The organism is Subtercola boreus, assembly GCF_003399625.1.
Taxonomy (GTDB): Bacteria; Actinomycetota; Actinomycetes; order Actinomycetales; family Microbacteriaceae; genus Subtercola; species Subtercola boreus_C.
Window position 1 is genome coordinate 1 of the sequence record NZ_NBXA01000012.1, and the last position, 15,004, is coordinate 15,004.

A 15,004-nucleotide genomic window follows, 5' to 3' on the forward strand; every position below is an offset into this window, starting at 1 on the left:
CCCCCCCCCCCCCCCCCCCCCCCCCCCCCCCCCCCCCCCCCCCCGCGCTCCCATCACCCATCGAGTGGGCAGTTCGGGCCCTGAGGTCGGGGTTATGGGGCCCGAACTGCCCACTCGATTGGGCTGGGGTGGGGGGTCGGCGAGGGCGCGGGCGGGGGGCGGGGGCGGGTGTCGGGGGTGGCGCTTAGGCTGGTGGGGTGAGCGAAGCGAAGCGGGCGGCGGGGTGGAAGTCCCGGCCGATTCCGTCGCGCACGCCGATTCCCGAGCGCACACCCACCCCGGGCAGCTCGAAGGCGCCGGGCGGCGACCGCGCAGCATCCGGCGCCATGCCGAGCGCGGGGGAGCACGTCTTCGGCGGAGGCCCCGACGACGGCACCTCGACCATGCTGCACATCGACATGGATGCGTTCTTCGCCTCGGTGGAGCTCCTCGAGCATCCGGAACTCCGCGGCCTGCCCGTGATCATCGGCGGTGCGGGCGGGCGGGGCGTCGTCACCAGCGCAACCTATGAGGCACGTCGGTTCGGGGTGCACTCCGCCATGCCGACAGCCCGTGCCCTGCAGCTCTGCCCGAAGGCCATCGTGCTGCCGAGCCACCACGAGAAGTACCGGCACTATTCGGCGCAGGTGATGAATGTCTTCCGGGACGTCACGCCGCTCGTCGAACCGATCAGCATCGACGAAGCGTTCCTCGACGTGGCGGGCGCCAGGCGCCTGCTCGGGTCGCCGTCTGCCATCGGTGCCGCCGTGCGGGCGCGCGTCTACGCCGAGACGGGGCTCACCTGCTCCGTCGGCGCGGCGTCGACGAAGTTCATCGCCAAGATGGCCTCGGGCAGGGCCAAGCCCGACGGGATGCTCGTGGTGCCCGCCGCCGAGTCGCTGGCGTTCCTGCATCCGTTGCCCGTCGGCGCCCTGTGGGGTGTCGGCGCGAGCACGGCCGAGGCGCTCACCCGGCTCGGAATCCGCACGGTCGGCGACCTTGCCGCCACCCCGCTGCAGACGCTCGTCTCGCGGGTCGGTGAGGCGTCAGGCCACAAGCTCCACAGCCTGGCGAACGGTCACGATCGGCGCTCGGTGGTGACCGAACGGGTGGAGAAGAGCATCGGCCACGAGATGACGTTCGAGTTCGACATGTCGGATCCGCGCCAGCTCCGCCTCGAACTGCTGCGCCTCTCCGACCAGGTCGCGGTGCGGCTCAGGCGCGCCGGCCTCGCGGCGAAGACCGTTGCGCTGAAGGTGCGGTTCAGCGACTTCTCGACGATCTCGCGCTCCCGCACGCTCACCGAGCCGACCGATCTCGCCCAGACCATCTCCGACGCGGCGCGCGATCTCTTCGACCATGTCGGACTCGACCAGCGCGTGCGCCTGATCGGCGTGCGGGCCGAGAACCTCGTCGAGGCGCACGAGACCGTGCATCAGCCCTCGCTCTGGGAGGACGAGTCGGCGGCCCCGTCGAGCTGGCGCGACGCAGAGGTCACGGTCGACCGTGTCGCCGCGAAGTTCGGCCGCGACATCCTGAAGCGCGCTTCGCTGGTCGAGCCTGGCCCCCGCGAACGCCGCCGCCCCGACCGCCCCGCTCCGCCCGACCGGCCCGCTCCGCCCGCCTGACCCGCAGGCCCGGCCCCGCCCGACCCGATCCGAGGCCCGAAGGAGGCGCAGATCGCGGCCGGGAGGGCGGGGTGGGCGGGGGCGGCAGCGTCAGGCTCGGCGGTACACGGTCGCCGAGTGGGCCGGGAGGGTGCCGAGCGGTGAGCGGGTGGATGTCGCGGGTCCGGCGTCTCTGAGTACGTCCGCGGTCGCGAGCAGCAGTTCACCCGCGGCGGCACCGGCATCGATCGTCGCCGCGTCGACAGGGGCGTCCGCGAAGTTGATCAGGATGCTGATGTCACCACGGCGGAGCTCGAACCAGCGCGCTGCCTCGTCGAATCGCACCGACACCTGCGTGAAGCGAGGGTCGGTGAACTCGGGGGCCTCCCGGCGGAGCGCAGCCAGTTCGCGGTACAGGCGGAGGAGCTTCGTGTGCCGGGTCTCGCCCGAGCCACCCTCCGCCTCCCGCCAGTCGAGCTTCGAGTTCTCGAACGTCGACAGCTCCTGCGGGTCGGGCACCGACGCTTCGTCCCAGCCCATCTTCGCGAACTCCGCGATCCGCCCCTTGGCGGTCGCCTCGCCGAGCTCAGGCTCCGGATGCGACGTGAAGAACTGCCACGGAGTCGAGGCCGCCCACTCCTCACCCATGAACAGCATCGGGGTGAACGGCCCGAGCAGCGTCAGCACCGCGGCGATCGCGAGCTGGCCATCCGTCAGCGAAGCGGTGAGCCGGTCGCCGGTCGCCCGGTTTCCGATCTGGTCGTGGTTCTGGTTCGCCACCACGAGCCGCCAGGAGGAGGTGTGGTCGGTGTCGATCGGCTTGCCGTGGTTCTTCTCGCGGAACGACGAATACGTTCCATTGTGGAAGAACCCCTCGGTCAGCACCTTGCCGAGCGCCGCGAGCGAGTCGAAGTCCTCGTAGTAGCCGGTCGTCTCGCGGGTGAGCGCGACGTGCACCGCGTGGTGGAAATCGTCGCTCCACTGCCCGGTCAGCCCGTACCCGGAGCTCTCCCGTGGGGTGAACATCACGGGGTCGTTGAGGTCGCTCTCGGCGATGAGGGTGAGGGGTCTGCCGACAAACGACGAGAGGGCGTCCACCTCGGTCGACAGCTCGGCGAGCAGGTGCGGGTCGGATGAATCGTGCAGTGCGTGCACGGCATCGAGCCGCAGCCCGTCGACGTGGTAGTCGTTCAGCCACATCAGCGCGTTGTCGATGATGTACCGGCGCACCTCGGCCGAGTCCGGCCCGTCGAGATTGATTGCCGAGCCCCAGGTGTTCGCGGCGGCGTCGTTCAGGTACGGACCGTACAGCGGCAGATAGTTGCCGCTCGGCCCGAGGTGGTTGTAGACGACGTCCTGGATGACGCCGAGACCTGCCGAATGGCAGGCATCCACGAAGCTCTGGTACCCCTCCGGGCCGCCGTAGAGTTCGTGCACGGCAAACCAGAGCACGCCGTCGTAGCCCCAGTTGTGCGTGCCGTTGAACGCATTCACGGGAAGCAGCTCGACGAAGTCGACCCCGATCGACACCAGGTGGTCGAGCTTCTCGATCGCGGCGTCGAGGGTTCCGGCCGGCGTGAACGTGCCGAGGTGCAGCTCGTAGATCTCGCCGCCCGCGAGCTGTCGGCCCTTCCACGCCTGGTCGTGCCAGGTGAACGTTGTGGGGTCGTAGCTGCGCGAGAGTCCGTGCACGCCGGCGGGCTGGCGCCGGGAACGCGGATCGGGCAGCACCTGCTCGTCGCCGACGCTCGGCGCCACCTGGTCGTAGACGGGGCCGGGCGCACCCGCGTCGGCGTAGGAGTCTCCGTCGTCGTCGGGAGCGTCGTCGGAGTCGGCCGGAACCACCACGTAGCCGTAGTTGGCCTCGACGAAGCCGTCGAGCCCGGGGGCGGTCCACCAGCCGTCGCCGCGCGCCTCCATCACGACAGAACGGAGCCCGTCGCCAGCACCAGCGCCCGCAGCATCCACGTCCGTCGTGGCCGGGTCGGCGCTCGCCGCCGCCGTGGCCGCTGCCAGGTCGACCGCCTCGTCGGAGGCCGCCACCTCGCGCAACCGCAACGTCACCGCTGACGCCCGCGGCGCCCACACATCGAATTGCTTGATCGTCATGACTCTTCGCCTCTACGCTTCGGTTGCCGGCACGAGCAACGCGACCGGGTACTCATCGAGCAGTTCTGAGAGCATCACGCGCGAGCCGTCGAACGACCGACCGGTGATCACGTCGACGACGCGGTCGACGTCGAGGTCGAGGCACGTGTCTCCCCAACCGCCGGCGGCAGCCAGGCCGACCGGTAGGCGAGTCGCGACGGTGACGGCTGAGTCCCGGTCGAAAGCGACGACATGAGCCGAAGCCGACCCGGAAGCCACGAGGGGACGGTAGCCCTGGAAGAACCCCGGCCGATCCCGCTTCAGCCTGAGCGCCCGCGAGGTGACGAGCAGTTTCGCCGCTCCCGTCTGATCGATTGCGGGACGCAGCCCGCCGTCGATCGACGCCAGAAGAGCCCGGCGCTTCGCATAGTCGACGGGTCGCCGGTTGTCGGGGTCGACCAGCGACGTCTCCCAGAGTTCGCTGCCCTGATAGACGTCGGGCGAGCCGGGGGCGGTGAGCTGCAGCAGCTTCAGCGAGAGCGAGTTCGACCAGCCGGGCTGCTCCACCTTGGAGATGAAGGCCGACAGCACGTCGGCGACAGCTGGGCTGTCGAACACGCTGTCGATGAGCGCGTGCATCTTCTCTTCGAAAGCCTCATTCACGTCGAGCCATCCGGTCGAGTCGCCAGCCTCGCGCGACGCCTTCTCGGCGTAGGCGTGCAGGCGCTCCCGTGAGGCCGGCCACGCACCGATGACGGCCTGCCAGAGCAGGTTCTCGAGCTGCGCGTCGCCGAGCGGGGCGAGCGTGCGGAGCTGCTGCAGAGTGGATGCCCATTCCGCCGGCAGCTCGGAGATGACACTGATGCGCGCCCGGGTGTCCTCCCCGCGCTTGGTGTCGTGTGTCGACAGGGTGGTCATGGCGTTCGGGTAGTTCCGGAGGCGCATCACCTGCCTTCTGTGGAACTCGGCCACATCCACCGCGAACTCGCCCGGATCGGCGCCGACCTCGTTCAGCGACGTGAGCCGGTTGTAGCGGTAGAACGCCGTGTCCTCGACACCCTTCGCCATCACCATGCCGGAGGTCTGCTGGAAGCGCCTCGCGGCCTCATTCGAGGCATCCGAGAGAGCCGGAAGGATCGCCTCGATCGAAGCGGCGAGTTCGGGCCGGTGCGACACGGACAGGGCAGCGGCGGCTTCGAGCTGGTTGAGGCCGAGCGGCAGGTAGGAGCGGTAGACCGGGAAGCAGGTGAGCAGCTCGGCGATCGCGTCGGCGACGGAATCGTCGTGGGCGTCGATCCCGGATGCGCCCGGCCCCGAGGCGCCGGGCCCTGCCGCACCACCTGCGAGGGCACCCGCAGCGCCGTCGAGCGCTCCGCTGGCTGCGAGGTCGCGCTGGATGCGCAGCACCTCCGAGCGGAGGATGCCGTCGGCGATGCCCCGCTTGGTGGTGTGGATGAGCGACTCGAACGACGACGGAACGGGCCGGTCAGCCGTGGCCGAGGCCTCGTCAAGGGCATCCAGAGCCGCCTGACCGGCCGGGTCGACGAGCACCCGGTCGAAGTCGGCCAGCGCGTCGTACCCGGTCGTGCCCGCCGTGGCCCACGACGACGGCAACGGCTCCCGCCCCTCGAGGATCTTCTCGACGAGCACATAGCCGTTCGAGGTGAGCGTGGCGAGCCGTTCGAGGTAGACCTCCGGATCACGCAGACCGTCGGGGTGGTCGATCCGCAGCCCATCGGCGAGCCCTTCGCGGAACCAGCGTGCGATCTCGACGTGCGAGTCGTCGAACACGACCTGCTCCTCGACCCGGATGCCCGCCAGCGAGTTCACGGCGAAGAAGCGTCGGTAGTTGAGCTTGTCGTCGGCGCGACGCCAGTCCATCAACTCGTAGTGCTGGCGGGCGAGAACCTCGGTGGGGGAGCCCGGCGCCTCGGTGCCCGGAGCGATCGGGTACACGTTGTCGTAGTAGTGCAGCTCGTCGCCCACGATCTCGAGGCCCTCGATCTCCTCGCCCGCGACCGGTGCCGAACCGAGAACGGGGATCCGCACCTTGCCGCCGCCGAACGACCAGTCGACGTCGAAGTACGACGCGAAGGCCGACGAACGACCGTTCTTCAGCAGATCCCACCACCACCCGCTGATCGTCGGCGTCGCGACCCCCACATGGTTCGGCACAATGTCGATCAGCACGCCGAGCCCCAGAGCGCGTGCGGCTGCCACCGCTTCATCCAGACCCGCGGCACCGCCCCGGTCGGGATCCACCAGCGAGTGGTCGACCACGTCGTAGCCGTGATCGCTCCCCTTCTCCGCCTTCAGAAGCGGAGAGAAGTAGAGCCAGTCGGCTCCCAGATCGTGGATGTAGTCCGCCGTGGCCGCCGCGTCGTCCAGGGTGAACGACGGGGTGATCTGCACGCGGTAGGTCGACTTGGGGGCAGGAGCAGGCATGGGACTCGTCTCGTGGAGGCCCCGCGGGGAACCCGGCGTACCGGGCACCCGCGAGGCGATGGAGGGGCTAGCCGGCCGACGGCCGGGTGGCGGGGATGATCGTCTGGATCGCACCCGTCATGCTGCTGAGGGAGGCAGCCACGGAGTGATCGGGGTCGGTGGTCTCGCGCCGATGGGCGCGGAGCACCATCATCGACTTCGGCCAGACGGTGAGCACGTCACCGGGCCGGGAGGGCGCCTCGTCGGTGGCCTGGCCCGCGGTGTCGATCACGACGTCCCACGCGGAACCGTATTCGGCCGCGGGGAGCGTGAACGCGACATCCGAGTCGTCGGCGTTGAAGTAGACGAGGAAGTTCACGTCGACCACCCGCTCACCGCGGTAGTCGCGGCCGCGGATGCCCTGGCCGTTGAGGAACACGCCGAGCGAACGGTGAAGCGGAGCATCCCATTCCTCCGGCTCCATCTCGAGCGCATCGGGGTTCAGCCACACGATGTCGGGCAGCGGCTCGCCGCGCCCCCGCCTGACCGGCCGGCCGTCGAAGAATCGCGAACGCCGGAACGTCGGGTGCTCCTTGCGGAGCCGCATCAGCGCGGCGGTGAACTCGGTGAGGGGTTCGTCGGCGCGCTTCCAGTGCACCCACGAGATCTCGTTGTCCTGCGCGTAGGTGTTGTTGTTGCCGTTCTGGGTGCGGCCGAGTTCGTCGCCGTGCAGGAGCATCGGCACGCCCTGGCTGAGCAGCAGGGTCGCGAGGAAGTTGCGCTGCTGGCGCGCTCGGAGGCTCCGGATGGCCGTGTCCTCTGTGGGGCCCTCTGCGCCGCTGTTCCAGCTGCGGTTCGACGACTCCCCGTCGTTGCCGTTCTCGCCGTTGGCGTCGTTGTGCTTCTCGTTGTACGACACGAGGTCTGCAAGCGTGAAGCCGTCGTGGGCGGTGACGAAGTTGATCGAGGCGACCGGGCGACGGCCCGAGTGCTCGTACAGGTCGGCGGATCCGGTGAAGCGCGACGCGAACTCGCCGAGTGTCGACGGCTCGCCGCGCCAGAAGTCGCGCACCGTGTCGCGGTACTTGCCGTTCCACTCCGACCACTGGGGCGGGAAGTTGCCCACCTGGTAGCCGCCGGGTCCGACATCCCAGGGCTCCGCGATCAGTTTCACCTGCGAGACCACCGGATCCTGCTGCACGAGCTCGAAGAAGCTCGACAGGCGGTCGACGTCGTAGAACTCGCGGGCCAGGGTCGAGGCGAGGTCGAAACGGAAGCCGTCGACGTGCATCTCGGTCACCCAGTACCGCAGGGAATCCATGATCAGCTGCAGGGAGTGCGGGTGCCGCACGTTCAGCGTGTTGCCGGTTCCGGTGTAGTCCATGTAGTACCGCTTGTCGTCATCCATGACCCGGTAGTACGCCGCATTGTCGATGCCCCGGAAGGAGATCGTCGGGCCCAGATGGTTGCCCTCGGCGGTGTGGTTGTACACGACATCCAGAATCACTTCGATGTTCGCCGCGTGCAAGGCCTTGACCATGCCCTTGAACTCCTGCACCTGCTGGCCTCGTTCGCCTGCTGAGGAGTATGAGCTGTGCGGGGCGAAGAAGCCGATCGTGTTGTAGCCCCAGTAGTTCGAGAGACCCTTCTCGAGCAGGGTGCTGTCCTGCACGAACTGGTGCACGGGCATCAGTTCGAGCGATGTGATGCCGAGTTTCTGCAGGTGCTCGATGGTCGCCGGATGCGCGATGCCGGCGTAGGTGCCGCGCTGGTCCTTCGGGATCTCGTGGTTGAGCTCGGTGAGCCCCTTCACGTGCGCCTCGTAGATGATCGTGTCCTGGTAGGGCACCTTCAGCACGCGGTCGCCCGACCAGTCGAAGAACGGGTTGATCACGACGCCGAACATCATGTGCTTGGCCGAGTCGAGGTCGTTCTCGCTGTCGGGGTCACCGAAGTTGTACGAGAAGAGGGACTGGTCCCAGTCGATCGTGCCGCTCGTCGCCTTGGCGTACGGGTCGAGCAGAAGCTTGTTCGGATTGAAGCGCTGACCGTTCGCCGGGTCGTACGGACCGTGCACTCGGTAGCCGTAGCGCTGGCCCGGCTGCACCTGGGGCAGGTAGCAGTGCCAGACGAAGGCGTCGACCTCGTGCAGCAGCACGCGGGTCTCCGCCCCCTTCTCACCGAACAGGCAGAGCTCGACCTTCTCGGCACCCTCACTGAAGAGGGCGAAGTTGGTGCCGCTGCCGTCGAAGGTCGCCCCCAACGGATACGCGGATCCAGGCCAACTGTCCACAGGAAACTCCTCAAAGATTGCACGGCCCTACGGCGCCCCGGGTGGGCGCTCGTCGCGGGCCGGTCCTACTGTACGTGTGGCGCGATCTCAGCCGCGATGAATTCGAGGTGCTCCAGATCGTGAAGATCCATCACCTGCAGGTAGAGCCTCTCGACGCCCAGCTCGGCGAGCCGGTTGATGCGGTCGATGGCTTCGGATGCCGTGCCGGCGATCCCGTGCTCGCGCAGTTCTTCGGGCTGGCGGCCGACCGCCGCGGCCCGGCGCGCGAACTCTGCTTCATCGGCGCCCGCGACCACGATCAGCGCCGCCGAGTACGTCAGGCTGTCGGGGTCGCGTTCCACACTCTCGCAGGCTGCGCGCACGCGATCGAACTGCGGGCGGATCTGGTCGAGCTCGGGGAACGGCGCATTGAACTCGGTGGCGAAGCGCGCGGCGAGTGACGGCGTGCGGGCCTTGCCGCTGCCGCCGACGATGACCGGGAAGGGGTCCTGCACCGGCCTGGCCAGCGCGGGCGTGTTCTCCAGCGTGTAGTGCTCGCCCGTGAACGAGTAGGTCTCGCCGGCGGGGGTTCCGTAGAGGCCTGTCACGATCTCGAGTTGCTCTTCGAGCATCCCGAACCGCTTTTCGGGAAAAGGGATGCCGTACGCCCTGTGCTCGGCCTCGAACCAGCCGGTGCCGAGACCGAGTTCGGCGCGGCCCCCCGACATGGCGTCGACCTGGGCGACCTGGATGGCGAGGATGCCCGGCTGCCGGTAGGTCACGCTCGAGACGAGCGTGCCGAGCTTGATCCGGCTGGTCTCGCGGGCGAGCCCGGCGAGGGTGGTCCAGGCGTCGGTCAGGCCGGGGAGCCGGGAGGCGTCACCCATGGCGAGGTAGTGGTCGGAGCGGAAGAACGCGTCGAAGCCCAGTCGCTCGGTCGCCTGAGCAACGGCGAGAAGGTCGTCATAGCTGGCGCCCTGCTGTGGCTCTGTGAAGATTCGCAACTGCATGGGCCCAGTTTTTCACACTTCCGGTGCGAGCCGGGCGCTCTGCCCTCAGGGGCTGCCGCTCTGTGCGGCTACGCTGCCTGGCGGATGCGCACCCGGTGCCAGCGTTCCGGTGCGCTCCCGAAGCCGACGCGGATGCGGTCCTCCTTCAGCGGATGCGCTCCGTCATAGAGAACGGTCACCCCACCGCCGGCGCCCGAGAGCTTGAACGTGGCGGCGCCCGAACGCGGCACGAGGCTGCGGGCCGCGCCATCCGCCGACGTGAACGAGATGATCGTGACGGTCGACGTCAGCCGCGAGATCAGCCCGGCCGACATCGGAGGTGCGACCGTGACCGCCTGGCCCGGCGCGCGGGTGCCCTTCCGCAGCAGCCATGTCTCGGTCATGTGCCTGTGCGCGCGCACAGCGAGGAACAACCCCGCGATCACGATCAGCACGGCAAGAACGATGAGTACCTGCATGGAACCTCACACTATGGGATACTTGCCGTAACACGGGAGTCCGGTGAGCCGGGCTGAGAGGAAGGTTCTCAACCTTCGACCGTCGAACCTGATCTGGATCATGCCAGCGCAGGGAGGACAATCTCTCGAGCCGTCGCTGTGCTGACTGAAACAGGCGTTCTGCCCGTGGGAGTCTCCGCTCGCGGCGTCTCACAACCCGTGCCCTACACAATTCGTATCGACGAAAGGGCACGACAGTGCACGCCACAACCTCAACCCTGAAGACCTCCTCCTCTTCCTCTTCCCCGGCGACTCCGGCCGGGGGCGGGCGCTTCCGCTGGCGGGTGGTCGACATCATCGTCGCCAGCGTCATCGGTGTGGCCGCCGGCCTCATCTTCTGGGCGTGGGGGCTCGCCTACAACCCCGTGACCACTCCGCTGAGCGCGGCGCTGCCGGGGCTCCAGGGGCTGTTCAACGGCGGCTGGCTGTTCGCTGGCGTGCTCGGGGGGTTGATCATCCGGAAGCCCGGCGCCGCTCTCTACACCGAGCTCGTCGCCGCCATCGTGTCTGCTCTGATCGGAACGCAGTGGGGCATCACGACGCTCGTCTCCGGAGCGATCCAGGGAATCGGCGCGGAGATCGTGTTCGCGCTGTTCCTGTACTCGAGCTACCGCATCTGGGTGGCGCTGCTCGCGGGAGTCGGAGCGGGCATCGCTCTCTCGATCACCGACCTCACGCTGTCGTACCCGGGATCGGACACTCCCTTCATCCTGACCTACTCGGCGACGTCGATCGTGTCGGGAATCGTGCTCGCGGGGCTGCTGTCGTGGCTGGCGATGCGCGGTATCGCGGCGACCGGCGCGCTGAACCGTTTCGCGGCCGGGCGCGAGACTCGGGCGCTGGTCTGAGCGCCGCACCCCGCGCGTCGTTCTCTCTCGCGCCTCTTTCTCGCGAGAACGACACCCCCTGCCGAGAGCGACAGCCAGACGTGTCGGTCTCGGCCCGAGGTGGCATTCTCGCGAGCGGAGGGGGCGGCGCATGAGCGGCGGCGCTTCGGTGTCGGCCCGGGGCTGGGGCTGGCGGCACGCCGGTCGGCGGGCCTGGGCTGTCGAGGGGCTCGACCTCGAGATCGCGGCGGGGGAGCGGGTGCTGTTGCTCGGGGCATCCGGAGCGGGCAAGTCGACGCTCATCAGCGCCCTCGCGGGGGTGCTCGGCGCCGCCGACGAGGGCGAGGAACGCGGGACGCTGCTCGTCGGCGGCACCCGGCCCCAGGATGCCCGGGGCCGGGTCGGGCTGCTGCTCCAGGACCCGGATTCCCAGGTTCTGCTCGCGCGGGTCGGCGACGACGTCGCCTTCGGCTGCGAGAACCTCGGCGTGCCACGGGACGAGATCTGGCGACGGGTCGGTTCCGCGCTCGACGCCGTGGGGCTCCACCTTCCCCTCTCCCACCCCACCTCGTCGCTCTCGGGCGGACAGAAGCAGCGGCTGGCGCTCGCCGGGGTGCTCGCGATGCAGCCCGGGCTCCTGCTGCTCGACGAACCCACGGCGAACCTCGATCCGGCCGGCGTCGAGGAGGTACGGGATGCCGTCGCCCGCGTGCTCGCGCACTCGGAGGCGACGTTCGTGGTCATCGAACACCGCGTCGCGGTCTGGCGGCACGTGGTGAACCGCGTGGTCGTGCTCGCACCGGGCGGGGGCGTGCTGGCCGACGGCCCGCCCGAGGAGGTACTCGCCACGCGTGGTGCGGAGCTCGCGGCATCCGGTGTCTGGGTTCCGGGCTTCCCGCCCGCCCGCCCCCTTCGAGCGGCGTCACCGCACGGCTCCGCGCCGCTGCTCGGGGCACCGCTCCTGCGAGCATGCGAACTCGCCGTCGCCCGGGTGAAGGGCGTGCCCGTGGCGAGCGGTCTCACGCTCGACGTCGATCCCGGCGTGGCGACCGTCATCACCGGCCCGAACGGTGCCGGCAAGTCGACGCTCGCGCTCACCCTCGCGGGCCTGGTCGCGCCCGAAGGAGGCGCCCTCGAGGCGGGAGACACACTTGCGGCCGGCGCAGGATCCCACCCCATCCGCTGGAAGTCGCGCGAACTCCTCACCCGCATCGGAACGGTCTTCCAGGATCCCGAGCACCAGTTCCTCTCGAGCACCCTCCGCAAGGAGCTCGCCGTCGGCCCCGCCGCCCTCAGGATCCCGCAGCGGGAGATCGACGAGCGGGTCGACGAACTCCTCGCCCGCCTCCGTCTCACAGCGCTCGCGGAGGCGAACCCGTTCACGCTCTCGGGCGGCGAGAAGCGCCGCCTCTCCGTCGCCACCGCCCTTGCCACCCGCCCCGCCCTCCTCGTTCTCGACGAACCCACTTTCGGCCAGGATTCCCGCACCTGGGCCGAACTCGTCGCCCTCCTCGCCGAGCTACTCGACTCCGGAACGGCCCTCGTCGCAGTGACGCACGACGCCGACTTCGTCGACGCGCTGGCCGACCGCGAGTTCCGGATGCCCGGGGCTCCGGTTCCGGGCGGTGCCGCGTGAGCGCCCACGAGATCCGGATGCCCGGCTCGGCCCCGGCAACCTTCACGGCACGAGGTGCCGCAGCATGAGCATCCTGAACCCGGTGCGCGGCACGCAGGCCGTCTACGCGATCAACCCGGTCGCCAAGCTCGTCGCGGCCCTGCTGCTGAGCCTCACCCTCGTGCTCTCGATCGACTGGGTCTCGGCCGGTGTCGCCCTCGTGCTCGAGGCGGTGCTGTTCTTCTGGGCCGGGCTCGGGCTCCGCACCTTCCTTCTCCGCACGCTGCCCGTGCTGATCGCCGCGCCCGCCGCCGCACTCACCACGCTGCTCTACGGGCGACCGTCGGGGCAGGTCTACCTGCAGTTTGCGCTGGTGAACGTCACCGACGGCTCGATCGAGCTCGCGGTGGCGACCGGGCTCCGGGTGCTCGCCATCGGACTTCCCGCGATCGTGCTGTTCGTGACGATCGATCCGACCGACCTCGCCGACGGCCTCGCGCAGGTACTGCACCTGCCCAGTCGCTTCGTTCTCGGCGGGCTGGCGGGGCTCCGGCTCGTCGGTCTGTTCCTCGAGGACTGGCGCTCGCTCGAACTGGCCCGGCGCGCCCGGGGCGTGGGAGACTCCGGGCGTTTCCGGCGTTTCTTCAGCCAGGGCTTTGCGCTGCTGGTGCTCTCGATCCGTCGCGGCAGCAAGCTCGCGACGGCGATGGAGGCGCGGGGATTCGGATCCTCCGGCGAGCGGACCTACGCCCGGGCGTCCGTCATGGGCTGGCGGGAAGGTGTGCTCATCGCCCTGGCCGTCATCGTGGCGCTCGCGGCTGTGCTGGTGTCTGTGTCAACCGGACACTGGAATTTCATCGGCAGCCAGAGCTAACCGCTGCCGCCCGGTACGGTGGGAGCATGACTGATGCAACACAGACCCCGAATTCCTACGTCGTCGAATACAGCGACGGCCCCCTCGTCGGGCAGACCGACACGCGGATCTTCGTCGGCGGAGAATACGACACGACGTTCGGCGTGATCGCCCTCGTCGACGGTATCGAAGCGAACTTCGAGTACCACGCGACCGGCACCCGCGAGCTGAACGGCCAGACCCACGTCACGTATTCGTTCGATGCCGCGAACAGCGACTCCCCGGTGAGCGACGAAGACGGGCAGGAGCCCGGCGAGGCTCTCGTCTGACCTCTCGCCCTGCCGCCACCATGGAATGCGCTGAGCCGATCCTGACCCGTCTGGGCCGCAGTTTCGCTGGGCGCATTCCTACAATCGGGCCAGCAGCGCTGGGGATCAGCCGGGCGAGGCGATGAACGCCCCGATCACGTCGAACGGATGCGCCAGGCGCCAGAGCGGCCCGGGATCGGTGAGCGACCCGTCGAGCGTGAGCGGCGCATCCACCGCCCCCTCCGGCAGGGCGAACGTCACCGTTCCGGCCGGAGCGCCGGAGCGTGCCGTTGTGAGCGTCAGCGGAGTAGCGGTCTGCGTGACGGGGGTGGTGGCCCAGAGCATCCGCGACTCCGCCTCTGTCGTGACTGCGCGTGCCGTCTGCCCCCAGGCGGCGGTGTACTCCACGAAGGGTGTCTGGGCCGCCGCGAGTTCGGTCGGCTTCAGACCGGTGGATGCGCTCGCCACCAGCGCCGTGAGGTCGGCCTCGAGCGTGGGGTAGTCGGGCTCCCTCAGCATCGCGCCGTAGATCGTCGCCACGCCATCCGCGCCCGCAAGTGGAACCGTCGCCCGGTACAGCAGGCACAGCCCGGCTTCATCGGTGTAGCTCAGCGACAGGCCCGTGACGCCCTGATCCGGCAGGTAGACCGCGAGGTTCTGCACCTGCCGGTTGCCGTTCACGGTCGTCGACGGCAGGGCCATGATCTCGGCGATGACCGGGGTCTCGAAGGCGAGCTCTGCGATGCGGGTGAGGTCGGAGGCTGTTCCGACGGACGTCTCGCTGAGACCCGTGGTGTCCGTGATGGTTGTGCCGGTCATCCCGTTCGCCGCCAGCCAGGCGTTCGCGGCCGTGACGTAGGCCTCCGTCGTGCCGAAGGCCCAGCGCGCGAGGGCATCGGCGTGGTTGTTGCTGGATCCGAGCAGCATCGCGATGAGCATGTCGCGCTCCGACCAGCTCTCGTTCGTGATGAACGACACCGCGCGGGAGCTCTCGGAGATGTAGCGCACGTAGTCGGCGTAGTCCTCGGACGTGATGACGACAGGGTCACCGGGAGTGCCTGCGTCGAGTGGATGCGCGCTCAGCACGACGAGCGCCGTGATGATCTTGGTGGTGCCGCCCAGGGGCACCGGGTCGGCGATGCCCGCGGTGGTGACGGCACTCGCGGGAGGGGCTGTCGGTTGCGCGGTCGCGCCCGGGGTGGCGGGCGTGCCGGCTGCAGCGGGGGTGGCGGCTGCGGCTCCGGATGTCGCGGCGGCAGCGGTTTCGTCGGCCACCGTGACTCCGCTCGCGCCGGTCGACGGCAGCGCCGGCGCGGCAGCGGCAGGAGTGATGGCGGCGGTGTCGAGCACCCGCGCGGTCGCGGCCGGCAGCGGCCCGAGCAGTGTGGCCGGTCCGTAGACCCCGATCCCGAGGATGACAACGGCGCCGATCGCGATCACCACGCCGCGCCGGATGCGATGTGCGGCGGTCGAGGTCATGCCCCCAAGCTAGCGCGGCACCGCCGTGATCGCCGCGACCGACCC

The 15,004-nt window shown here is 69.5% G+C and carries 11 protein-coding genes; 5 read left to right on the forward strand and 6 right to left on the reverse strand.

Annotated features, from left to right (window positions below):
• Nucleotides 1-326: 326 nt before the first annotated feature.
• A complete protein-coding gene (locus tag B7R21_RS05930) occupies nucleotides 327-1,607 on the forward strand; it encodes a DNA polymerase IV (protein ID WP_116282338.1) in 1,281 nt (426 codons plus the stop codon).
• Between the two features lie 90 nt (nucleotides 1,608-1,697).
• Here the strand turns inward: B7R21_RS05930 and treZ are convergent, their stop codons facing one another.
• From treZ to B7R21_RS05955, 5 genes are all read right to left on the reverse strand, one after another.
• Complete coding sequence (treZ, locus tag B7R21_RS05935) at nucleotides 1,698-3,695, reverse strand: malto-oligosyltrehalose trehalohydrolase (protein ID WP_116282339.1); 1,998 nt, start codon at nucleotides 3,693-3,695, stop codon at nucleotides 1,698-1,700.
• 12 nt (nucleotides 3,696-3,707) lie between these two features.
• Nucleotides 3,708-6,119, reverse strand: a complete 2,412-nt coding sequence (gene treY, locus B7R21_RS05940; protein WP_116282340.1) for a malto-oligosyltrehalose synthase — start codon at nucleotides 6,117-6,119, stop codon at nucleotides 3,708-3,710.
• A gap of 67 nt (nucleotides 6,120-6,186) precedes the next feature.
• Entirely contained in the window at nucleotides 6,187-8,391 is a 2,205-nt protein-coding gene (glgX, locus tag B7R21_RS05945; RefSeq protein WP_116282341.1) for a glycogen debranching protein GlgX, read from the reverse strand.
• 65 nt (nucleotides 8,392-8,456) lie between these two features.
• A complete protein-coding gene (locus tag B7R21_RS05950) occupies nucleotides 8,457-9,380 on the reverse strand; it encodes an LLM class F420-dependent oxidoreductase (protein ID WP_116282342.1) in 924 nt (307 codons plus the stop codon).
• 68 nt (nucleotides 9,381-9,448) lie between these two features.
• Nucleotides 9,449-9,838 carry a DUF3592 domain-containing protein gene (locus B7R21_RS05955; protein WP_116282343.1) on the reverse strand — a complete coding sequence of 130 codons (390 nt, stop codon included), beginning with the start codon at nucleotides 9,836-9,838 and terminating at the stop codon, nucleotides 9,449-9,451.
• A 236-nt stretch (nucleotides 9,839-10,074) separates the two neighbouring features.
• Here B7R21_RS05955 and B7R21_RS05960 point away from each other — a divergent pair, with 236 nt between their 5' ends.
• The 4 genes from B7R21_RS05960 (at nucleotide 10,075) to B7R21_RS05975 (ending at nucleotide 13,501) form a co-directional block, all read left to right on the forward strand.
• On the forward strand, nucleotides 10,075-10,725 hold the full coding sequence (locus B7R21_RS05960; protein ID WP_116282344.1) for an ECF transporter S component: 651 nt from the start codon (nucleotides 10,075-10,077) through the stop codon (nucleotides 10,723-10,725).
• Nucleotides 10,726-10,855: 130 nt separating this feature from the next.
• Nucleotides 10,856-12,340: an ABC transporter ATP-binding protein gene (locus B7R21_RS05965; RefSeq protein ID WP_116282345.1), complete on the forward strand. Its 1,485-nt coding sequence runs from the start codon at nucleotides 10,856-10,858 to the stop codon at nucleotides 12,338-12,340.
• A gap of 64 nt (nucleotides 12,341-12,404) precedes the next feature.
• Nucleotides 12,405-13,193 carry an energy-coupling factor transporter transmembrane component T family protein gene (locus B7R21_RS05970; protein ID WP_116282346.1) on the forward strand — a complete coding sequence of 263 codons (789 nt, stop codon included), beginning with the start codon at nucleotides 12,405-12,407 and terminating at the stop codon, nucleotides 13,191-13,193.
• Nucleotides 13,194-13,219: 26 nt separating this feature from the next.
• The gene (locus B7R21_RS05975; RefSeq protein ID WP_116282347.1) at nucleotides 13,220-13,501 is read left to right on the forward strand and encodes a hypothetical protein; all 282 of its coding nucleotides are present in this window, start codon (nucleotides 13,220-13,222) and stop codon (nucleotides 13,499-13,501) included.
• Nucleotides 13,502-13,606: 105 nt separating this feature from the next.
• Here B7R21_RS05975 and B7R21_RS05980 read toward each other — a convergent pair whose 3' ends face one another.
• A complete protein-coding gene (locus B7R21_RS05980; RefSeq protein ID WP_116282348.1) occupies nucleotides 13,607-14,959 on the reverse strand; it encodes a hypothetical protein in 1,353 nt (450 codons plus the stop codon).
• Between the last annotated feature and the right edge of the window lie 45 nt (nucleotides 14,960-15,004).

Bases quoted from the DNA above. Each gene is read 5' to 3' on its own strand.
- B7R21_RS05965 (WP_116282345.1), top strand. From the start codon at position 10,856: ATGAGCGGCGGCGCTTCGGTGTCGGCCCGGGGCTGGGGCTGGCGGCAC.
- B7R21_RS05970 (WP_116282346.1), top strand. From the start codon at position 12,405: ATGAGCATCCTGAACCCGGTGCGCGGCACGCAGGCCGTCTACGCGATC.
- treY (WP_116282340.1), bottom strand. From the start codon at position 6,119: ATGCCTGCTCCTGCCCCCAAGTCGACCTACCGCGTGCAGATCACCCCG.
- B7R21_RS05930 (WP_116282338.1), top strand. From the start codon at position 327: ATGCCGAGCGCGGGGGAGCACGTCTTCGGCGGAGGCCCCGACGACGGC.
- B7R21_RS05950 (WP_116282342.1), bottom strand. From the start codon at position 9,380: ATGCAGTTGCGAATCTTCACAGAGCCACAGCAGGGCGCCAGCTATGAC.
- B7R21_RS05975 (WP_116282347.1), top strand. From the start codon at position 13,220: ATGACTGATGCAACACAGACCCCGAATTCCTACGTCGTCGAATACAGC.
- B7R21_RS05955 (WP_116282343.1), bottom strand. From the start codon at position 9,838: ATGCAGGTACTCATCGTTCTTGCCGTGCTGATCGTGATCGCGGGGTTG.
- treZ (WP_116282339.1), bottom strand. From the start codon at position 3,695: ATGACGATCAAGCAATTCGATGTGTGGGCGCCGCGGGCGTCAGCGGTG.
- B7R21_RS05980 (WP_116282348.1), bottom strand. From the start codon at position 14,959: ATGACCTCGACCGCCGCACATCGCATCCGGCGCGGCGTGGTGATCGCG.